Origin of the sequence: Rhodanobacter ginsengisoli, assembly GCF_042657065.1 — a bacterium.
In the GTDB taxonomy this organism is placed as follows: Bacteria; Pseudomonadota; Gammaproteobacteria; order Xanthomonadales; family Rhodanobacteraceae; genus Rhodanobacter; species Rhodanobacter ginsengisoli.
This window is the reverse complement of the sequence record NZ_JBHSNF010000003.1, coordinates 517,406-537,645: the sequence shown is the minus strand read 5'-3', so window position 1 is coordinate 537,645 and position 20,240 is coordinate 517,406. Positions and strand designations below refer to the sequence as shown.

Below are 20,240 nucleotides of genomic sequence, written 5' to 3'. Positions count from 1 at the left end.
AGACGCAGTGTAAACCATCGACTGCTTGAGTCCGGGCCGCCGGAGTGATAACAAGGTAAACCACATGTTTCCCATGAAATGGAGTACCCCCATGCATCGTTCACTGATTGCCGTGGCGCTGTTGCTGCTGGCTCCGCTAGCCACCGCCCAGGTCTACAAATGGACCGATGCCGGCGGCACCGTGCATTACTCGCAGGCACCGCCCGCGCAGGGCACCCAATTCACCAAGGTGGCCACCACCGGCACGGCGGAGCCGCTGGTGAAACCGGCGCCGAAGGATAATACCGAAGGCAGCAATGAACCCAGCGTGGAGCAGAAACCGGTGGCCGATACCCCGGAAAATCGCAGCAAGCTGTGCGAATCGCTGAAAGCCAATCTGGCCACCCTGCAGGGCAGCGGCCCGGTCGTGATGCAGCAGGACGGCAAGTCGATGGCGCTCGACGCGGCCCAGCGCAAGCAGCAGGTCGCCGCGGCCCAGGCCCAGTACGACCAGTATTGCCAGGCCAGGTAGCGGCCCCGCAGACCGCTCGTTTCATGGCGATGGCAGCGTCCGGCTGCCATCGCCGGCTGCAATCTCCGGCGGCGACGGCAGCCCGCTACAATGCCCGTCTTCATTCACGCCGGAATTGCATGTATGCGTCTCAGCCAATTTCACCTGGCCACCGTCAAGGAGGTCCCCGCCGATGCGGAAATCGCCAGCCATCGACTGATGCTGCGGGCTGGCATGATCCGCCGACTCGCCTCGGGCCTGTACACCTGGAGTCCGCTGGGCCTGCGTGTGCTGCGCAAGGTGGAAAACATCGTGCGCGAGGAAATGAACCGCGCCGGCGCGATCGAAATGCTGATGCCGTCGATCCAGCCGAAGGAATTATGGGAGGAAACCGGTCGCTGGGAGAAATTCGGCGGCCAGCTGCTGAAAATCAAGGATCGCAAACAGCAGGAGTTCTGCTACGGCCCGACCCATGAGGAAGTGGTGACCGATTTCGCCCGCAACGAGCTGAAGAGCTACAAGCAGCTGCCGGTCAACTTCTACCAGATCCAGACCAAGTTCCGTGACGAGATCCGCCCCCGCTTCGGCGTGATGCGCGCGCGCGAATTCCTGATGAAGGACGCTTATTCGTTCCACCTCACGCAGGAGTCGCTGGCGGAAACTTACGCGGCGATGTACCAGGCTTATGTGCGCATTTTCACCCGGCTCGGCTTGACCTTCCGCGCGGTGCAGGCGGATACCGGCGCGATTGGCGGCAATGCCAGCCACGAGTTCCAGGTACTGGCCGATTCCGGTGAGGACGCGATCGCGTTTTCCGACGGCTCCGATTACGCCGCCAACCTGGAGAAAGCCGAGGCACTGCCGCCGACCCTTGCACGCCCCGCCGCCGGCGCGGCCCTGCAGCGGGTGGACACGCCGACCCAGAAAACCATCGGTGACGTCGCCGCCTTCCTCCAGGTATCGCCGCGGCAATGCGTGAAGACGCTGCTGGTGCGCGGCAGCGATGGCCTGGTCGCGCTGTGCCTGCGCGGCGATCACGAGATCAACGAGGTCAAGGCCGGCAAGCTGGCCGAGCTGCCGGGTGAATCGATACTCGCCAGCGAGGAGGAAATCCTCGCCGCCTGCGGCACCCGCCCCGGCTTCATCGGTCCGGTCGGCCTGCCCGACTCGATCCCGCTGATCGTCGACCGCGACGCCGCGGTGCTGGCCGATTTCGTCTGCGGCGGCAACGCCGACGGCACGCACTGGACCGGTGCCAACTGGGATCGCGACGCACGCATCGGGCGCACCGCCGACCTGCGCAACGTGGTCGAAGGCGACCTGTCCCCCGATGGCAAGGGCGTGCTGCATATCGCCCGCGGCATCGAAGTGGGCCACGTGTTTCAGCTGGGCCAGAAATACGCCCAGGCACTGGATGCCACGGTGATCGACGACCAGGGCAAGGCCCAGCTGATGACGATGGGCTGCTACGGCATCGGTGTCAGCCGCATCGTCGCCGCCGCCATCGAGCAACGCCACGATGACGCCGGCATCCTGTGGCCGGAGGCGATGGCGCCATGGCGCGTGGCGGTGTGCGTGATCAATCCGAAAAATGCCTCCGCCGCCGTCAACGAAGCGGCCGAGGCGTTGTACCAGTCGCTCAACCGGCGCGGCATCGAGACCGTGCTGGACGATCGCGGCTTGCGTCCCGGCGGCATGTTCGCCGATATGGAACTGATCGGCATTCCGCACCGTGTCGTGGTCAGCGAGCGTGGACTGGCCGCCGGCACGCTGGAATATCGTGCGCGTGAGGAAAGCGAAAGCCGCGCGCTCAGCGAGGACGAATTGTTTGCCCTGCTGGGTTGAATCGTGCCGATGCAATTGGGAGAAACGGTCGCCGTGGGCGGCCGTTTCCTTATCGGAGGAATGAAACCATAACCCCGATCCATTCGATTTACCCGTCACGACAATAATCGCGGCTTAATGTGAAACCGTACTCACACCCCGGTCACTCTTTGCAAATACCGGGCAAATCGGCGAGAATCCCGCCCGCAACAACCGTCAATACGTCGGGCATTGTCCCCAATAATACCCAGACTGTTTAAACCGACACTCACCCCGGGAGTCAATCATGGCCGTCGATATCAAGAATCTCAATCACACCCAGCTCAATGACCTGATCAGCAAGGCGCAGATGCGCCAGAATGAATTGCGCAAGGAAAAGGTCGTCAAACTGCGCGACAAGATTCATGCGCTGATCAAGGCCGAGGGTTATGCCTTCGAGGACATCTTCGGCAGCACCCGCGGCAAGGCCAAGCGCACGGGCACCCCGGTTCCGCCGAAATACCGCAACCCGGCCAACCCGGCACAGACCTGGTCCGGCCGCGGCAAGCGTCCGCACTGGTTCAACGACGCGCTGAAGGCCGGCAAGAAGGAAAAGGACCTGGCGATCTGATCGGCGCCATTTCCATGAAGAAACGCCGGCTTCGTGCCGGCGTTTTCTTGTACTCGTCTCACGCGCCGTTTCACTCTCCACCTCAGGCAAAGCCGGCACCCATCAATCGACGGGCGACAGATTTCTCTCCCTTTTTGGGGGAGGGGGCGAAAGTGCCGTGCAGGTTCGCCCTCTTGATGCACGGGTCACGTGCAGATCGCTGAGGCCGGCAACTTCTGTCTTACAGCGACCGACGGGGGGAAACCAGCAGCTCGCCGAACATCAGCCCGGCCACCAGCGACACCAGCAGGGTCAGCAACAGCACGCCGGTATCCAGGCCCAGATCGGTGTCGCGGTCGAGCAGAAACGACATGCTGCGGAAGCCCACGCTGCCGGGCACCAGCAGGATGATGCCCGGCTCGCGGATCACCGCACCGGGACGACCGGCGTACCGCGCATAGAAGTTGGCCAGCGCGCTGATCAGAAAACCGCCCAGGAATACCCCGAACGGCGCCGACGGCACCGCACCCGATATCCGGCCACCCCAGCGCGTGGACAGATAGCCCACGATCACCGCCCCCATCACCACCAGCCAGTCGCGGCGTGCCGCCCGGAACAGGATGGCGAAGCCGAACGCGCCCAGCAGCAGGGTGGGATAGTCCATCCAGCCCGGCAACGGCGGCAACGCATAGTCGCGCGCCTGGATGCCGACGGCGGCACACAGCTGGGTCGCCGCCACCGTGCCGAAGGTGAGCTTGAGCAGGGTCGTCACCGCGCCGCCCATGCGGGCCACGCCGGATACCAGATGCTGGCTGGACAATTCGCGGACCGCCGTGGTCAGCGACATGCCGGGAATCAGCACGATCAGGCTGGCCAGCACCACCGCCTTGATCGCCAGCGGCACCACGAGGGCGCTGACCACGATCGCGATGGTGGTGGCGACCATCGCGCAGACCGCCTCGCTGGCAATCGCCAGCCGCGGCCGGCTGGCGGCAAGAATGGTGATGGCGCCGATGATCAGGCCGATCAGGCCGGCGGTCAGCAGATCCGGCCACGAGCTGTGCAGGAACAACGCCACGATACTCGCGGCCGACAGCCCGTAACTGGCAATCACCGCGGCCTGCGCGAACCGGCTTTCGGGCCGGCTCAGGGCGCGCAGGCGGTGAAAGCCCTCACGCAGTTCCAGGTCGCCGGAAATCACCTGGTCGGCAATCTGATCGGCCTCGCACAGCCGGGCCAGGTTCACGTCGCCCGGTGCCAGCCGCATCACCTGGGTGCTCTGCGCCACGCCCTCCTCGCCCTGGGCCAGGTCCGAAAACGAGATGATGATCGCGGTGGGGCTGGACCACACATCGGCGGCCAGCCCCATCCGCTGTGCCACGCCGGCCACCGCTATCTCCAGCCGTGGCGCGGTGGTGCCGTACTGATGCAGGCGCCGCGCCAGCTCGAGCAGGAACGCGATGCGCGTGGTCAGCGCGGTAGTGGCAAACGGCTGATTGATGGCGGGGCCGGCGCTCATGCCGCGGCGCGCACCTTCAGCGTGCTGCCATCGACCGCGATCACCTCCACCGTGCTGCCCAGCGGCAGGTCCGGACCGCTGACCAGCCACTGGCCATCACCCACGCGGGCCTTGCCGCGACCGTTGACGATCGGCTCGATCAGTTCGTAACGCTGGCCGATCATCTGCTCGGCACGCCGGTTGAGCCGGTCGCTGCCCGGGTCGCGCCGTTCCAGCCTCGGTCGCAGCAGGCGCGCATAGGCCACGCAGGCCGCCACTGCCAGCAGGCCGAACAGCACGGCCTGCGCCAGCAGGCCCAGCGACGGCACGACCCACAGCAATGCGCCCATCGCCGCCGCGGCCAGACCGATCCACAGCAGGAAATAGCCGGGCAACAGGATTTCGCCGGCGATCAGCATCAGCGCCAGGATCCACCACAGATAATGTGCAGAGAGTTCCCACATGATCATCGACTCCGGTTTCAGCGCAGCGGCGGCTGCACCGCCACCGACTTCTGCTGCTGACCCAGTGACTCCTTCGCCAGCTCGGCAATGCCTGCCAGCGAACCGAGGATACCGGTCGCCTCGATCGGCAGCAGCAGCATTTTCTGGTTCGGCGACTTGGCCATCTCCTTCAATGCCTCGACGTAGTTGTTGGCGACGAAGTAGTTCAGCGCGTTGACATTGCCGCCGCTGATCGCGTCGGACACCATCGTGGTCGCCTTCGCCTCGGCCTCGGCCGAGCGCTCGCGCGCCTCGGCGGCGCGGAACGCCGCTTCCTTGTCGCCTTCGGCCGACAGGATCACCGACTGCTTCTCGCCTTCGGCCTTGAGGATCGCTGCCTGGCGGAAGCCTTCGGCGTCGAGGATATTGGCGCGCTTCTCCCGCTCGGCCTTCATCTGCCGCGCCATCGCGTCGATCAGGTCGCGCGGCGGCGCGATGTCCTTGATCTCGATGCGGTTGACCTTGACGCCCCACGGATGGGTCGCCTCGTCGACCACGCGCAGCAGGCGCGCATTGATCTCGTCGCGTTTGCTCAGGCTTTCGTCCAGGTCCATCGAGCCCAGCACGGTACGGATATTGGTCATCACCAGCGCCAGCGAGGCCTGTTCCAGGTTGGACACCTCATACGCCGCCTTGGATGCGTCCAGCACCTGATAGAACACCACGCCGTCGACCTTCACCACGGCGTTGTCCTTGGTGATCACGTCCTGGCTGGGCACGTCCAGCACCTGCTCCATCATGTTGATCTTGCGCCCCACCGCCTGATAAACCGGGATCAGGAAATGCAGGCCCGGGCTCAGCGTGCTGGTGTACTTGCCGAACGTCTCCACGGTCCACTCGTAGCCCTGCGGCACGATGCGCACCAGCTTGGCGATCGTGATGACGACCAGAAATACGATGACCAGCGCAAGAATCTGTCCCATGTGCCCTTCCCCTATCCAGATGAAGCCATGAGTATAGGTGAGCGGGCCCGGCAGGACGGTTACCGCGTTGAAGCCTGCACCTGCACCTGCGCTTGCGCCTGCATCAGCGGCAGCCGCAGGCTCACGCTCAGGCCACCGCCCTCGCGGTTGGCCAGGGTCACGCGCCCGCCGTGCGCCTCGGTGATCTCGCGTGCCAGCGCCAGCCCCAGGCCGGTGCCCGAACGCTTGGTCGAATAGAACGGCAGCAGTGCCTGCGCCAGCACCGTCTCGCTCATGCCCGGCCCCCGATCGGCCACTTCGATGCGCAATTCGCTGGCGGTCTCCACAAGGGACAGGGTGACCTCGTCGTCGGCGCCGCCCGATTCATGCGCGTTCTTGATCAGGTTGATCAGCACCTGCTCGATCTGCACCGCGTCGAAATGTCCCGGCTGCTGCGGCACCGGCGTGGCCATGCGGTACCGGCAGTGCAGCGCCAGACCTTCGAGGAACGGCGCCCACTCCACCGCCACCGGTTGCGGCGTGGGCAGCTTGGCGAAACTGGCGTAACCGGCGATGAAGCCGTGCAGGTGGCGCGCGCGCTCACCGATGGTGGCGAACACGCCGGGCAACCGCTCGATATCGCCGCGACGCGCCAACTCAGCGCCGGAATGGGCCAGCGAGGAAATCGGCGCCAGCGAATTGTTGAGCTCATGGCTGATCACCCGGATCACCCGCTTCCAGGTCGCCACTTCCTGTCGCGAAAGCTCGCGCGTCATGCGCCGGAACAACTGCAGCCGATGTGGCCGCCCCTGCAGCCGGAACGCCCGCTGCGACAGGTGGAAGGTCTCCTCGCCGCCGTCCATTTCCACAGTGAACAGGGCGTCCTCACCGCTATCCACCGCCCGCCGCAGCGCTTCGGGCGTGTCGGCCAGCAGCTCGGCAAAATCCAGCCCGACCAGGTTGCGGCCCCCGTGGAAAAGATGCCGCGCAGCGATGTTGGCATAGGCAATCCGACCCACCGCATCGGTCAGCACCAGCGCCACCGGCGTGTTCTGCACCACCGTGTCGAGCAACAGCTCGCGCTGCACCAGATGCTGACGCTGCTCGCGCAGGGTCTGCCCCAGCGCGTTGTGCATCCGGATCAGCTCGCCCAGCTCATCGCGGCGGTCGATCGCGATGGAGAAGCTGAAATCGCCATCGCGATAACTGGCTACCGCGCCTTCCAGTGCGCGCAGCAGGCGGCTTACCGGCGCCATCACCTGTCCGGCCAGCCAGAATGCCAGCGGCAACAGCACGATCAGGCTGGCCAGCATGCCGCCGTAGATGCCCAGCGGCATCGGTGCATGGATGGTCAACGCCAGATCCTTGCGCAGCCATTGCAGCAGCTGCGGCAGCGGCCACTGGGTGACGCCCGCGTAGATCAGGGCGCCGGCCAGCCCGGCCACCGCCAGCAACGCGGTCAGCCGCATCTGCAGGGAATTCAGTCGCAGCATCGCAAGGCTCCGCGCAGGTTCAACGACACGGTGTCATGAGCGTTCGGTAGTGCATGACCCCTCCGGCAACAGCCGCTGTGGCAAACCGCATTTGACGCCAGCCCTGCGAGCAAGAGTCTATACCTGAGCCTGGCTCGCCAGCCCGTAGCGCTCCATCCGCCGATACAGCGCCTGGCGCGACAGGCCCAGGCTCTGCGCGGCACGACTGACCACGCCGTCGGCTTTGTGCAGTGCGCCCTCGACCGCTTCGCGGCTGGGTTCGTCCAGATTGCGGGCGGTGGTCGATACATGCTGCGGCAGGTTCAGCAGCTCGGGGGTGATCGGTCCTCCGCCAGCCAGCAGCGCGGCGCGTTCGATCGCATTCTTCAATTCGCGCACATTGCCCGGCCACGGATAACCCTGCAGCGCCTCGCGCGCCGCATCGCCCAGTTCGCCACGGCCATCCAGGAAGTATTCGGCCAGCGGCAGGATGTCGTCGCTGCGTTCGGCCAGCGGCGGCAGGTTCACCTCGATCACGTTGAGCCGGTAGTACAGGTCCTCGCGGAACGTGCCGGCGCGGATCATCGCCTTCAGGTCGGCATTGGTCGCGCTCAGCACGCGCACCTTGACCTGGCGGGTGCGGCCGGAACCGAGCCGCTCGAACTGGCCGGTCTCCAGCACCCGCAGCAGTTTCATCTGGCCCGGTAGCGGCAGGTTGCCGATCTCGTCGAGGAACAGGGTGCCGCCATCGGCCAGCTCGAAGCGGCCCTCGCGTGCCTTGTTCGCGCCGGTGTAGGCGCCGGCATCGGCACCGAACAGCTCCGCCTCGATCAGCTCCCCCGGCAGCGCGCCGCAGTTCACCGCGACGAAGGGGCCGCGCTTCACCGCCGAATTGGCGTGCATGATCGTGGCGATGCGTTCCTTGCCGGTGCCGTTGGGGCCGGTGATCAGCACCGAGACATCCGAACGGGCGATCTGGCAGGCCAGGTCCAGCGTGCGCGCCATCGCCTCGGATGCGAACACCAGCCCGTCCAGGTCGTATTTCTTCTGCAGCTGCTCACGCCGCTGGCGACGCTCGCGCCGGCTGCGCGTGATCTCGCGGGTGGACTCGGAAAGCTCGAGCAGGTTCTCCACCGTGGCCAGCAGCTTGTTGTCGTCCCACGGCTTGGCCAGGTAATCGGCAGCACCGGCCTTGACCAGTTCCACCGCGGTTTCCAGATGGGTCCACGCGGTGAGCAGGATCACCGGCAGATCCGGATGGCGCTCGCGGATCGCGCGGAACAGGGCGATGCCCTCCTTGCCCGAGGTGGTGTCGGCGGTGAAATTCATGTCCTGGATCACCACGTCGACCGCCTCGCGCTCGAGCAGGGCCAGGCCTTCGTCGGGGGTCAACGCGGTCAACGGACGGATTTCGTGCAGCGACAGCGCCAATGACAGCGCCTCGCCCACGGCCGGGTTGTCGTCGATGATCAGGACGGTTCGCATCTTTCTTCTGCACATGCGGACATGGATGCCGCTCCAGCCTGGAAGGTTGCCATGACCAACGAACTATTCAAACCACCCGCACCGTCGAATCGGTCGATACCCAGGGCAAAACCGCCACGGGATGGCCGAACCCGGCCATTCCCACCCGTACGGAGACTGCTGCCGGCGGGTGCGCCGCGCTCGCGACACGCCCCGCCGGCAAGCGCCGGCTCAACTCACCCGGAAACCGTCACCGGATGCGCCGGCGCCTTGCCCGCCTTCACCGCCGCGATCCAGTCGTCGACCCGCGCTTCCAGCACGTCCAGCGGCAACGCACCGCCGCTGAGGATCTCGTCGTGGAAGGCGCGGATGTCGAACTGGTCGCCCAATGCCTTCTTCGCGCGCGCGCGCAGCTCGAGGATCTTCAGCTCGCCGGTCTTGTAGGCCAGTGCCTGGCCGGGCCAGGTGATGTAGCGATCGGTCTCGGCCTGCACGTCCGGCTCGTCCTCGCTGGAATGGGCGTGGAAGAAGTCCACCATCTGCTGGCGCGTCCAGTGCTTGTAGTGCACGCCGGTATCCAGCACCAGCCGATCGGCACGGAGCAGTTCGTCGACCAGCCGGCCGTAGTCGGACAATGGATCCTTGTAGAAACCGACCTCCTTGCCCAGTTGCTCCGAATACAGTGCCCAGCCCTCGATGTAGGCGGTGTAGCCGGCCTGCTGGCGGAACGGCGGCAGCTTCGGCAGGGTCTGCGCGATCGAGATCTGCAGATGATGGCCTGGGATGCCCTCGTGATAGGCGGTCGACTCGATCGTCAGCACGCTGCGATTGGCGAAGTCGCCGGTATTGACGAAGATCTGCCCGGGCCGCGAGCCGTCCGGCGTGCCGGGGTGGTATTCCGCGGCCGCCGCCTCCTTCTCGCGGAACGCCTCGACCGGCATCACCACCACGTTGGTCTTCGGCAGCAGGCCGAACAGCTTGGGCAGCTCCGGCTGCATGCCGGCGATATAGCCACGGTAGCGATTGAGGATGTCCTCACGCGAAGTCGCGTGCGTCTTCGGATTGGACTTCAGCGAGGCACGGAAACTGGCCAGATCCTTGAAGCCCTGAGCCTTGGCGATCGCGGTCATCTCGCCCTCGATCCGCTTCACCTCGGCCAGGCCGATCTCGTGGATCTGCTGCGGCGTCTCCTTGGTCGTGGTCATCTGCTCGACATCGTAGCGATAGATCGCATCGCCGTTGGGCAGATCCCACACGCCCGGTTGGCTGCGCCCGTGCGGCGCATAGTCCGTGGCCACGAACCGGCCCAGCTTCGCGTAAGCCGGACGCACGTCATCGGCGATCGCCGCGAGGATGGCATCGTGCAGGCGCTTCTGATCCGCCGCTGGTATCGACTTCGGAAAATGCTTCAGCGGTTCGGCGAACACGCTGTCCATCCCGGCCGGCTTCTCGATGCTGCCGATCTGCGTGGCGACTTTTTCCAGCAGGTACTTCGGCGGCATCATCTTGTCGCGCAGGCCCTGCCGTGCCACTTCGGTGACCTGGTCGAACAGCTTGGGCACCGCCTTCAGGCGGGCCAGGTAGTCGTCGTATTCCTTGACGTTGTGAAATGGAATCGAGCTGACGAAGCCGGCCAGCGCGATATGTATGCCGCTCATCTGGTCCAGCGGCATTTCGCTGAGCTTCAGCTCGTAGCCTCGCAGCTGATCCTTCAACTGCCGCACCATCAACTGCTGGTTGAGCTTGTCGCTGTCGGCAAAGCCGCGGGTGTCGATCGCCTCGAACCGCTTGAGGAAATCCTGGGTGGCCCGGTGGTCGGCCGCCTGGTGCGCCAGCGAGACATCGCTCCAGCGGTCGTTGTAGCGCAGGTCGCCCAGGATGGTGGCGAATTCCGGCGAATTCTTCAGGTTGTACTGCCACTGCTCGGCCAGCAGCGCATTGAGCGCCTTCACCCGCGTGGCCACATCGGCAGTCGAAGCCGCCTGCGCCGCAGGGGCTGCCTGGGCGGATACCGTCAACGTCACCGAGCCCAGCAGGCTCGCGCAAATCAGCAATGGCAAGATTTTCATGCAGAGGCATCCTTGTGGGTGTAGAGAAGATTCAGACCTGACGATTGTGCCCGGCGCGGGCCGCGCGCTCCCGTGCCAGATAGCATGGTTCTCATACCGACCTTGTCGCCACCACCGGCGGCACGGCCGCAGCACGCAGCGCGGGGCCGAGTACCGCCAACTGGCCCAGCACCCACAGCGCCAGCGCGCCGATCGGCAGGTAGTACAGCGGCAGGCGCGGCAACTCGTAGTGCTGCATCAGCAGAAGGTTGATCGCGAACGCCAGCACCATGCCCAACGCGATGCCGAAGGTGACGATCAGGAAATTCTCGGTCTGAAAGTAACGCAGGATGTCGCCGCGGGTGGCGCCGATCGCACGACGGATGCCGATCTGCTTGCGCCGCTGCTGCACCCAGAAACTTGCCAGTCCGACGATGCCCAGCGCGGTGACCAGCAGCAGTGCGGCGATCACGCCGACCAGCATGCCCGCCATGGCGCGGTCGTTCTTGAAGACGTCGTGACGCAAGTCGGTCAAGGTCCGACTGTCTTCCCGATCAATCACCACTTCCGGCACCGCTCTGGCAACGGCCGCGAGCGCATCGCGCAGCACGCGCGGCAAATCCCCGGGATGGGCTCGCAACAGGTAACTTCCAGTCAGATACGGACCCGGCTGCGCAGGCAGGAATACAGACCATTGGCGCTGCTCTGGCGTCCATCCCGTCGGATCGGGCCGGACCAGGTTCTTCAGCACGCCGACAACGCGGTAGTGCGACTTCAGCACCCAGAACTCCCTGCCGAGCGGATTGGCGCCCGGCCACAAATGGTTGGCCAGGGACTGCGTGATCTGGACGCTGCCCTCATCGGGCATGAAGCCGGTGAACGCGTGAAAGTCATCCATCTGCGGAGCGCGTCCGGCGATAACCTTGGCGCCGAGCGTCTGCAAGCTGCCCGGACCACCCACGTAGAATTCGATCACGCCGCCAAAATGTTCACCGGCCGCATCGGTGCTGATTCCAGCGGTACCACGGCGGCTGCCGAACGGGATGGAATTGATTGGCGACACCGACTCCACACCGGGAACGGCGCGCAGGGCGGCGAGGGCCCGTGCGTCCACATCGGCCGCTTGCGCGGAGTCGTAGCCGGTCAGTTGCACCGAGGCGAGTGCAGCTTCATCCACTCCGCTGACAATATGCATTGCCGCGATGCGCTGGGAAATGATGAAACAGGCGTTGCACAACACCGCGCAGGCCAGCGCGATTTCCAGCGCAATCAGGACCGTGGACAGGCGATGCTTGCGCAGCGCGGAAAGAATGGGCTTGATCTGCATCGTCCCGGTCCTCACAACGTTTTCAACTGCAACGCCGGTGCCACCCGGCTGGCTCGCAACGCGGGCAACAGGCCGGCCAACAGACTGGCCGCAACGGCGAGCGCGAACGTCAACCCGAACATGCCGATGTCCAGATGCGCGAGATCGGCGTACTCGACCGGCTGCCGTCGCACCAGCCACAGGCCCAGCAGGGTCAGCAACCAACCACCGATGCCGCCGACCACGCCGACCACCCCGGCCTCAACCAGGCATTGCGTGAACACCGCGCCACGACTGGCGCCAAGAGCACGACGCACGCCGATTTCGTTGCTGCGACGCAGGAATTTGGCCAGCAGCAGGCCAATCATGTTGAACAGGCAAATGGCGAGGAACGCAAACGCCAGCCACGTCTGCAGCTTCACGTCACTGGGTACCACATGGTTGAACACCAGCCACTGCATCAGGCTCGGCATGCGAGTATCGGTATTGGCGAAACGCCCCAGCACCTTTTGCTGCTGCGCGTAATGCGCAATGAAGGCGCGGTAATCCGCCACCTTGGTTGCGTTGTCCAGTTGCACCCATAAGCCGACCCAGACACACGGCGCGTCCTGCAGATGCCCCGGCGTGGCAACCTTGCCCCAGCAGGTGAACTGCCAGAAATTGCCTTCGTTGACCTCCAGCCCGCTGAAAAAAGGCATGAATACGCCTTCGGGCTTGTCGTAGAACGACGAGGTCTGGCCCTCGGCAAAGCGCCCACCGCGCACATCGTAGAAGAGCGGCGAGGGGCGCCACGTATTCATCACGCCGACAATTCGCACGTCGCTGTCTTTCAAGCGCAAGGTTTTGCCCACGCTATCGGCACCACCGAACAGCCTGTCGTTGAGGTCCGAGGAAATCACGGCCACGCGCGCACGGTTGGCGGCGTCCGCAGCAGTCCAGGCGCCGCCGTACTGGAACGGCACCTTGAACATCGCAAAGAAGTCGGAGGTCGTGGCCAGCATCGGCACCATCAAGGGCGGCAACTTGACATCGGGCGCGCGGACCTTGACATCGCTGCCCGCGATCAACGCCTGGCGGTCGGCCCGATGCGCGCTCCATAGATCCACCGCCGAGCGGTAGTCGAGCATATCCAGCGGGCCACCTTTGGTGTAGCCGGCCGGCGAGGCATCCACCTGTGGGTAGTAGATATCTGCACTTCTGCCTGGCAGCGGATCGCCCGACAACAGGTGCATCACCGTCAGCGTGGTCATGCTGGCGCCGATCCCCACCGCGATCGCCACGATCATCAGCGCCGTGAGCATCACGTTGCGCTTCAGGCTGCGCAGGGCCAGATCAAGGTAATAACCGAACATCATGTGCCCTCGTCAACCAACAAAACTGCCGTTATCCGGTAGGAGCGCACCCTTTGCGCGAATGCTCTTCGCACGATGCACCCAAGAGCATCGCGCACAGGGTGCGCTCCTGCAGGTTCCTTGTTCATCACACCGACCTTGTCGCCACCACCGGCGGCACCGCCGCCGCACGCAGCGCGGGGCCGAGCACCGCCAGCTGGCCGATCAGCCACAGCACGATCGCACCGACCGGGAAATAGACCGCAGGCAAGCGGGGCAGCTCGTAATGCAGCATCAGGAACAGGTTGATTCCGTACGCCAGCACCATGCCCAGTGCGATGCCGATCGTGGCGAGCACGAAGTTCTCGGTCTGGAAGTAATGCAGGATGTTGCTCCGGGTGGCACCCAGCGCACGCCTGACGCCGATGGTGCGGCGGCGCTGCGCCACCCAGAAGCTGGCCAGCCCCACGATGCCCAGCGCGGTGACGATCAGCAGCGCCGCGATCACGCCGACCAGCATGCCGGCCATCGCACGGTCGTCCTGGAAAAACCGGTGGCGCACTTCGTCGAAAGTTCGTTGGGTCGTCACGACGCGCTGCGGATCGGCCTTCTTCAGCGCCGCCAGTGCCGCGTTCATCACGCGCTCACGATCCTGCGGCCGGGTGCGGATCACGTAGCTCTCGCCCTTGTCCGCGCCCATACGCAACGGAACCACCATGGTGTACTGAGCCTTGCTGGCATCATAGGCGTTCGGCCGTGCCAGGCTGGCCAGCACACCGACCACACGCAACCCCACCTGTGGCGTCAGATAGATGATGCGGCCAAGCGGGTTTTGTCCTGGCCACAGGCGCCCGGCCAGTGTCGAGGTGATCAGCGTCACATGCGGCAGGCTCTTGTTGTCACCGCTGCTCAGCCCCTTCAATGCCGTTTCCACATCGACGAAGTCATCCGGTTGCAGGTCGCGCCCGGAAACCAGCTGGACACCCATCGTGGTCACCAGATTTTCGCCGAAGTAGGTGGTCGCGTTGAGCGTGCGCTGGGGCTGGTTCGGATCGAGCATGACATTGCCATTCGATGACGAGCCGCCGAACGGCACCTGGTTGGTGAAGGCCACCGACTGCACGCCCGGAACCTGGCGCAGCACGGCCATATCCTCCTGCACGCGCGCATAGGGATTGGCCGGTTGCACCACATTGGCCACCTGGATCTGCAGCAACTCGTGCTCGGCGACGCCGCTGGGCATGTCCATCCGCTGCAGGCGCTGACCGATCAGGAACACCGCATTGCAGACGATCGCGCAGGTCAGCGCGATTTCCAGGACCAGCAGCCAGGCGGTGAGCTTGTGCCGACGCAGCGTGGAGAGAATCGGAAGAATATCCATGACCACCTCAATTGCTCTTCAGTTGCAGGGCCGGAGCGATCTGGCACGCCCGCCAGGCCGGCAACAGACCGGCCAGCAGGGCGGCGCACAGCGCCAGCACGAAGGTGCTGAACAGCATGCTCATGTCCAGATGCGCCAGTGCGGCATAGGCGGACGGCCGCTGCCGCACCAGCCATAGCCCGAGCAGGGCCAGCAGCAGACCGCCGACACCGCCGACCAGACCGATCACGCCCGATTCGATCAGCAGTTGCGCAAACAGCGCACGCCGCGATGCGCCCAGTGCTCGGCGCACGCCCAGCTCGGCGGCGCGGCGCATGAACTTCGCCAGCATCAGTCCCACCGTGTTGACCAGGCACACCAGCAGGAAGCCGAAGGCCAACCAGGTCTGCAGTCGCACGTCGTCGGGCACCACGCCATTGTGATCCAGCCATTGCATGACATTGCGCAGACGCACGTTGGGCGCCCGCTGGAAGCGGCCCAGTGCCTTTTGCTCCTGCGAGTAATGCACCAGGAACTGGTTGTACGACGCCACCTTCGCCGGGCTGTCCAGTTGCACCCACAACTGCAACCAGACGCAGGTGGCCGAAGGCAGGATGGTTCCGGTGCCGCCGCCGCCATTGCCCCAGCAATCGGTGGAGCCATCATGGTTCAGGTGCAGATCGATCATCGTCTGCAGCGGCAGGAACACCTGCTCGCCATAGGCGTAGGAACCGGTATTGAGATCGTAGAAATGCGGGTTCGGCTGCCAGTAGTCGAGCACGCCGACAATCTGGAAGGCGGTGCCGGCCAAGCGCAGAGTGCGGCCCACGCTGTTCGCGCCGCCAAACAGCTTCTGGTTGAGTTCACGGGCGATCACTACCTCACGCGCCTTCGCCTCATCATCGGCTGGGCTCCAGCCACGGCCGTAGAGGAACGGCGTACCGAACATCGGAAAGAAGTCCGCCGTGGTGTAACGCGCATCCGCATAGAACGGATCGAGCGCCGACTGCGCCGGCTGGATCGGCACCTCGCCGCCGGTCATCAGCGCCTGGCGATCCGCCCGCTTCGCGCGAAGTAGGTTCATGCCGTCGATCAGAGTGACCTGCATCGGTGGCTCTTTGCTCGGGTACATGCCCCTGAGATCCTGCGGATCGACCTGCGGATAGTAGATTTCACCGCTGCGCCCCGGCAGCGGATCGCCGGACAGCACGTGCAGCACGGTCAGCATGGTCATGCTGGCGCCGATGCCAAGCGCGATCGCCAGCACCATCAGCGCGGTGAGCGCCTTGTTGCGCCTGAGGCTGCGCAGGGCCAAATCAAGGTAATAGGCAAACATGCTCTTTCTCCGTCAATCCCAGACCAACCCACGTGCTCCCGAGCCCCGAATCCCGCGGCGCAACTCCCCGCGCCTTCGCACCATCCTTCATGCGGCCCGTGTCGCCACCACCGGCGGCACCAGCGAAGCTCGGCGTGCCGGCATGAACACGGCCGCCTGGCCGATCGCCAGCATCGCCAGCACGCCGACTCCCACGTACTCCAGCGGCAAACGCGCCAACTCGTAGTGCGCCATCAGCCAAAGGTTCAACCCCAGCGCCAGCAGCACGCCCAGTGCGATGCCACCAACGGCGATCAACAGATTCTCGATCTGGAAATAGCGCAGGATGTCGACCCTGCGGGCACCCAGCGCGCGGCGTACGCCGATCTGCTTGCGCCGTTGTTCCACCCAGAAGCTGGTCAGTCCGACGATGCCCGCTGCAGTGACGCCCAGCAGGATCAGGCACACCACGCCCATCACCAACGCCATGCCGCGGTCGACGCGGTAAATCTTGCTGCGTATCTGGGAAAGCGACTGAATCCCCCAGCTGTCGGGCATTACCCGTTGGGGGTCAATCGCCAGTAGCGCCTTGCGTGCCTCGCGCATCACCGCCTCCGTGCGGCGCGGTCGCGCGCGCACGGCGTAGCTCGCCGAGGCGCCGTCTACGCGCACCGGTTCCAGCACCGAGTTGTAATCCCATGCACTACCCCATTTCGCCGTGGTCGGCGTCTGCAGGCGCTCGACGATGCCGACGATAGTCGCCGGCTTGCCGTCCTGGTACACCGTCTTGCCGAGTGCGTCGCCATCAGGAAACAGCTGGTCGGCCACCGGTTTGCTGACGATGATCACCGGCGATACGACAGCGCTGCTGATGGTGTGATGCAGAATTTCGTCGGCCTTGAAATCGCGACCGGCGATCAGGCGCACACCCAGTGTCGAGCGCAGATGTTCATCGCCGTAATAGTAGGCGGCGCTTGCCGTCACACCCGTCTGCTGCGGATTCAAGCTGAGGGAGCCGCTGTAGATCATGCCCTGCAGCGGCATACTGGTCGAAGCCGCCGCGTCCTGAACATCCGGCAGATTGCGCAGCGTGGCCAGATCCGTTCGCTGCAATGCGTCCAGTTTTTCCACCGCTGTGGCGTCCTCGCCGGTGGATGCACCGAACCATGTCTGCGATATGCGGATCAGGTCGTCCTCGACGGCACCGGTCGGGCGATTCACGCGCTCGATGCGCTGGTCAATCAGGAAGATGGCATTGCACACGATTGCCAGGGTCAGAGCGATCTGCAGCACGATCAGCAACACGCCGGACTTGTGCCGGCGCAGGGCGGAGAGGATGGGATGCAGTCTCATCGATGCATTCTCAATTCGTCTTCAATTGCCATGCAGGCTGTACGCGCGCCGCACGAAACGTGGGATACACGCCGGCCAGCAAGCTGGCGGCGACCGCCACCGCCACGGCGAGTACGAGCAGGGCCGGATCGATGCGCGCCAGCTCGGCCAGCCGCGGCGGCAACACTTGATTGACACCGGCTACGCCGACGGCGGTCAGCAACAGCCCCAGCACTCCGCCACCGACGCCGACGACCGCAGCCTCGGTGAGAAACTGCGCATGGATCGCGCGGCGCGATGCGCCCAGTGCACGACGTACGCCGATCTCGCCGCTGCGGCGAAGGAACTTGGCCAACAGCAAACCCACCGTGTTGATCAGGCACACCAGCAACAGGCCCAGCGCAACCAACAGGGACACATGGGTATCGTCGGGTACTACGTGCTCGGCATCGAGAAACGCGCGCATGTCGCGCAGGCGATTGTTGGGCGGCCAGGCAAAGCGGCCGATCTTCTGCTGCTCGCGTGCATAGTTGTCCAGGTACTGCCGGTATTTCTGCACCGCTGCCGCGTCGTCCAGTTCGATCATGTACGCCAGCCATGCGCAGTTGGACTCCTGCAGGCCGTCCGCACCCGCGCCGGGTTGCACGCCCTTCGGGCAATTCACCGCGCCGGCATTCGCCATGCCGCTGGCGAGGGCGCGTTGCAGCGGCACGAACACCTGCGGACCGTCACCGCCGAAGCCGCCGGTGTCCACCACGTCGAAGAACATCGGCTGGGGATTCCACGGCTTCATCACGCCGATCACGCGGTAGTCCTTGCCATCCAGATCGATGCCGCGACCGACGCTGTTGTCGCCGCCGAATACCTCCCGGTTGAGTGCATCGCTGATCACGATGACCGGCGCACCCTGCGGATCGCTGCGGGCATCCCAACCGCTGCCGTATTGGAACGGCACATCCAACATGGGAAAGAAGTCGCTGCAGACGCCGAACCCGAACACCGGGATCGGACTGCGTCCTGCTCCGGCGGGCAACACCGTCGGTGCGACCGCGTAGATCGCGGACTGCCACTTGGCGCGATGGTCGCGCATCAGCGCCATCGCATCGGCGTAGTCCAGTGCATCCGGCGGCTCATGGGCGCCGCTGCGCGGATCCAAACCGGAAAATTGTGCCGGCCCCCACATGTCGATCTGCGGCACAAACAGCTGCGACGACTTCCATGGAATCGGGTCAACGGACACCCCACGGAACACGGCATACGTGGTCATCGAAGCCGCCACGCCAAAGCCGATCGCCAGCATCATCAGGGCGGTGAGCCCCTGGCTGCGCCTCAGACTGCGCCAGGCCAGATAGAGGTAATAGCCGAACACTGTTCAGATCCTCGCCGGCAAGCAACGGACAACGGAGGACAGGGACACCCAGGTACCGGCGAGCGCCATCTCGCGACCACTCATGGAAACGGGGTGGGCACCCTTTCCAGTCACGAGTCCCCTCTCCCCCCGGCTTTTCATCACGCCGCCCTCGTAGCTACCACCGGCGGCACATTGGAAGCACGCCGTGCCGGCACGAACACCGCGGCCTGGCCGATCGCCAGCATCGCCAGCACGCCGGTGACCACGTACGCCACTGGAATTCGGGTCATCTCGTAGTGGGTCATCAGCCACAGGTTGAGTCCCACCGCGAGCAATATCCCGACCACCACGCCGATGCCCGCGATCAGCAGGTTCTCGATCTGGAAGTAGTGCAGGATGTCGATCTTGCGGGCACCCAGCGCACGCCGCACACCGATCTGCCGATGGCGCTGGCCGACCCAGAAACTGGTCAGGCCGACGATGCCGGCGGCGGTGACGCAGAGCAGGATCAGGCAGACCACGCCCATCAGGATCGCCATGCCGATGTCGGCGCGGTAAGCGCGGGCGCGGATGTCCGCGAATGACTTGACGCTGTCGTCGTCGAGCACGCGCATCGGATTGACCGCATACAAGGTGGGCGCCACCGCTTTCATCACGGCGTCGCGTCGCCCCGGCCTGGCGCGGATCGCGTAGCGGGCGAAGTAGCCATCCAGCCGCGTCGGCACCAGGGTCGAGTTCCACACGAAGTCGCTGCCAAAGCCGCGCGCGCTGGGAATCTGCAGGCGCGCCACCACACCGATGACCGTGCTCGGCGAGCCGCTGCCATCGGTGTAGACGACCTTGCCGACGGCGCTCTGCCCCGGGTACAGCTTGTCGGCCAGTGCCTGGGTGATGATCACCACCGGGCGATCGCGCTGATCGCGAAAGCCCTGGTGCTGCACGTCGGCGGCGGTGAACTTGCGCCCGGCGACCAGGCGCAGGCCCAGCGTCTTGAACACCTGGTCGTCGCTGAAGTAGTAAGCCGTGCGCGGGTTGCCCTTGGCCAGTTGATCGTTCGGCTTGAGCGAGAGCGAACCGGTCCAGGACGAGTTGAGCAGCGGGATCGAGTTGATCGGCACCACCGAGGCGACGTCGGGCAGGTTGCGCAAGGCGGCCAGGTCCTCGCGCTGCATGGCGTCGAGCTTCTCCACGCTGGCGGGGTCGTCGCCGCTGGGCGCGCCGACCCACTGCTGGGATACCAGCAACAGGTCGCTTTCATCCAGCCCGGTCGGGCGGTTCACCCGTTCGATGCGCTGGCCGATGATGAACACCGCGTTGCAGACGATTGCCAGGGTCAGCGCGATCTGCAGCGAGATCAGCACCACGCCGGCCTTGTGTTTGCGCAGTGCCGCGAGAATCGGATGCAAGGTCATGAGGGTTTTCCTTTCGCACTGACTGGGAACGGGCTCTTGTTGA

16 protein-coding genes are annotated in these 20,240 nt (G+C 65.0%); 3 read left to right on the top strand and 13 right to left on the bottom strand.

Translation table 11 applies throughout. The annotated features are described in order from the left end of the window. The first annotated feature begins 91 nt into the window (after positions 1-91). The 3 genes from ACFPPA_RS15805 to ACFPPA_RS15795 all read left to right on the top strand — a co-directional run bounded on the left by ACFPPA_RS15805 (position 92) and on the right by ACFPPA_RS15795 (position 2,924). Entirely contained in the window at positions 92-511 is a 420-nt protein-coding gene (locus ACFPPA_RS15805) for a DUF4124 domain-containing protein (RefSeq protein WP_377321616.1), read from the top strand. A gap of 123 nt (positions 512-634) precedes the next feature. Continuing rightward, positions 635-2,335: a proline--tRNA ligase gene (locus tag ACFPPA_RS15800; RefSeq protein WP_377321614.1), complete on the top strand. Its 1,701-nt coding sequence runs from the start codon at positions 635-637 to the stop codon at positions 2,333-2,335. Positions 2,336-2,600: 265 nt separating this feature from the next. Next, positions 2,601-2,924, top strand: a complete 324-nt coding sequence (locus ACFPPA_RS15795) for an H-NS histone family protein (protein ID WP_377321612.1) — start codon at positions 2,601-2,603, stop codon at positions 2,922-2,924. A gap of 220 nt (positions 2,925-3,144) precedes the next feature. Here the strand turns inward: ACFPPA_RS15795 and ACFPPA_RS15790 are convergent, their stop codons facing one another. The 13 genes from ACFPPA_RS15790 to ACFPPA_RS15730 form a co-directional block, all read right to left on the bottom strand. After that, positions 3,145-4,422 (bottom strand): threonine/serine exporter family protein, encoded by a 1,278-nt coding sequence (locus ACFPPA_RS15790; protein ID WP_377321610.1) that lies wholly within the window; start codon positions 4,420-4,422, stop codon positions 3,145-3,147. Further along, positions 4,419-4,865 carry an NfeD family protein gene (locus tag ACFPPA_RS15785; protein WP_377321609.1) on the bottom strand — a complete coding sequence of 149 codons (447 nt, stop codon included), beginning with the start codon at positions 4,863-4,865 and terminating at the stop codon, positions 4,419-4,421. The genes ACFPPA_RS15790 and ACFPPA_RS15785 overlap by 4 nt, the downstream gene beginning before the upstream one ends. A 17-nt stretch (positions 4,866-4,882) precedes the next feature. Then, entirely contained in the window at positions 4,883-5,827 is a 945-nt protein-coding gene (locus ACFPPA_RS15780; protein ID WP_377321607.1) for an SPFH domain-containing protein, read from the bottom strand. Positions 5,828-5,886: 59 nt separating this feature from the next. Next, positions 5,887-7,299 (bottom strand): sensor histidine kinase, encoded by a 1,413-nt coding sequence (locus ACFPPA_RS15775; RefSeq protein WP_377321605.1) that lies wholly within the window; start codon positions 7,297-7,299, stop codon positions 5,887-5,889. Between the two features lie 117 nt (positions 7,300-7,416). Next, a complete protein-coding gene (locus tag ACFPPA_RS15770) occupies positions 7,417-8,763 on the bottom strand; it encodes a sigma-54-dependent transcriptional regulator (RefSeq protein WP_377321603.1) in 1,347 nt (448 codons plus the stop codon). Between the two features lie 215 nt (positions 8,764-8,978). Then, on the bottom strand, positions 8,979-10,811 hold the full coding sequence (locus ACFPPA_RS15765) for a DUF885 domain-containing protein (protein ID WP_377321601.1): 1,833 nt from the start codon (positions 10,809-10,811) through the stop codon (positions 8,979-8,981). A 91-nt stretch (positions 10,812-10,902) separates the two neighbouring features. Then, the gene (locus ACFPPA_RS15760; protein WP_377321732.1) at positions 10,903-12,117 is read right to left on the bottom strand and encodes an ABC transporter permease; all 1,215 of its coding nucleotides are present in this window, start codon (positions 12,115-12,117) and stop codon (positions 10,903-10,905) included. An 11-nt stretch (positions 12,118-12,128) separates the two neighbouring features. Continuing rightward, positions 12,129-13,448: an ABC transporter permease gene (locus ACFPPA_RS15755; protein ID WP_377321730.1), complete on the bottom strand. Its 1,320-nt coding sequence runs from the start codon at positions 13,446-13,448 to the stop codon at positions 12,129-12,131. 127 nt (positions 13,449-13,575) lie between these two features. After that, on the bottom strand, positions 13,576-14,808 hold the full coding sequence (locus ACFPPA_RS15750) for an ABC transporter permease (RefSeq protein WP_377321599.1): 1,233 nt from the start codon (positions 14,806-14,808) through the stop codon (positions 13,576-13,578). A 7-nt stretch (positions 14,809-14,815) separates the two neighbouring features. Continuing rightward, positions 14,816-16,123, bottom strand: a complete 1,308-nt coding sequence (locus tag ACFPPA_RS15745; protein WP_377321597.1) for an ABC transporter permease — start codon at positions 16,121-16,123, stop codon at positions 14,816-14,818. Positions 16,124-16,210: 87 nt separating this feature from the next. Beyond that, the gene (locus ACFPPA_RS15740; protein ID WP_377321595.1) at positions 16,211-17,455 is read right to left on the bottom strand and encodes an ABC transporter permease; all 1,245 of its coding nucleotides are present in this window, start codon (positions 17,453-17,455) and stop codon (positions 16,211-16,213) included. Positions 17,456-17,465: 10 nt separating this feature from the next. Further along, positions 17,466-18,803: an ABC transporter permease gene (locus tag ACFPPA_RS15735; protein WP_377321593.1), complete on the bottom strand. Its 1,338-nt coding sequence runs from the start codon at positions 18,801-18,803 to the stop codon at positions 17,466-17,468. A 140-nt stretch (positions 18,804-18,943) separates the two neighbouring features. Beyond that, on the bottom strand, positions 18,944-20,197 hold the full coding sequence (locus tag ACFPPA_RS15730; RefSeq protein WP_377321591.1) for an ABC transporter permease: 1,254 nt from the start codon (positions 20,195-20,197) through the stop codon (positions 18,944-18,946). Positions 20,198-20,240 lie beyond the last annotated feature (43 nt).

What these genes read in the sequence shown, in the direction of transcription:
- ACFPPA_RS15755 (WP_377321730.1), bottom strand. Translation starts at nt 13,448, where the DNA reads ATGTTCGGTTATTACCTTGATCTGGCCCTGCGCAGCCTGAAGCGCAAC.
- ACFPPA_RS15805 (WP_377321616.1), top strand. Translation starts at nt 92, where the DNA reads ATGCATCGTTCACTGATTGCCGTGGCGCTGTTGCTGCTGGCTCCGCTA.
- ACFPPA_RS15785 (WP_377321609.1), bottom strand. Translation starts at nt 4,865, where the DNA reads ATGTGGGAACTCTCTGCACATTATCTGTGGTGGATCCTGGCGCTGATG.
- ACFPPA_RS15760 (WP_377321732.1), bottom strand. Translation starts at nt 12,117, where the DNA reads ATGCAGATCAAGCCCATTCTTTCCGCGCTGCGCAAGCATCGCCTGTCC.
- ACFPPA_RS15745 (WP_377321597.1), bottom strand. Translation starts at nt 16,123, where the DNA reads ATGTTTGCCTATTACCTTGATTTGGCCCTGCGCAGCCTCAGGCGCAAC.
- ACFPPA_RS15765 (WP_377321601.1), bottom strand. Translation starts at nt 10,811, where the DNA reads ATGAAAATCTTGCCATTGCTGATTTGCGCGAGCCTGCTGGGCTCGGTG.
- ACFPPA_RS15740 (WP_377321595.1), bottom strand. Translation starts at nt 17,455, where the DNA reads ATGAGACTGCATCCCATCCTCTCCGCCCTGCGCCGGCACAAGTCCGGC.
- ACFPPA_RS15795 (WP_377321612.1), top strand. Translation starts at nt 2,601, where the DNA reads ATGGCCGTCGATATCAAGAATCTCAATCACACCCAGCTCAATGACCTG.
- ACFPPA_RS15800 (WP_377321614.1), top strand. Translation starts at nt 635, where the DNA reads ATGCGTCTCAGCCAATTTCACCTGGCCACCGTCAAGGAGGTCCCCGCC.
- ACFPPA_RS15750 (WP_377321599.1), bottom strand. Translation starts at nt 14,808, where the DNA reads ATGGATATTCTTCCGATTCTCTCCACGCTGCGTCGGCACAAGCTCACC.
- ACFPPA_RS15790 (WP_377321610.1), bottom strand. Translation starts at nt 4,422, where the DNA reads ATGAGCGCCGGCCCCGCCATCAATCAGCCGTTTGCCACTACCGCGCTG.
- ACFPPA_RS15780 (WP_377321607.1), bottom strand. Translation starts at nt 5,827, where the DNA reads ATGGGACAGATTCTTGCGCTGGTCATCGTATTTCTGGTCGTCATCACG.
- ACFPPA_RS15775 (WP_377321605.1), bottom strand. Translation starts at nt 7,299, where the DNA reads ATGCTGCGACTGAATTCCCTGCAGATGCGGCTGACCGCGTTGCTGGCG.
- ACFPPA_RS15770 (WP_377321603.1), bottom strand. Translation starts at nt 8,763, where the DNA reads ATGCGAACCGTCCTGATCATCGACGACAACCCGGCCGTGGGCGAGGCG.
- ACFPPA_RS15730 (WP_377321591.1), bottom strand. Translation starts at nt 20,197, where the DNA reads ATGACCTTGCATCCGATTCTCGCGGCACTGCGCAAACACAAGGCCGGC.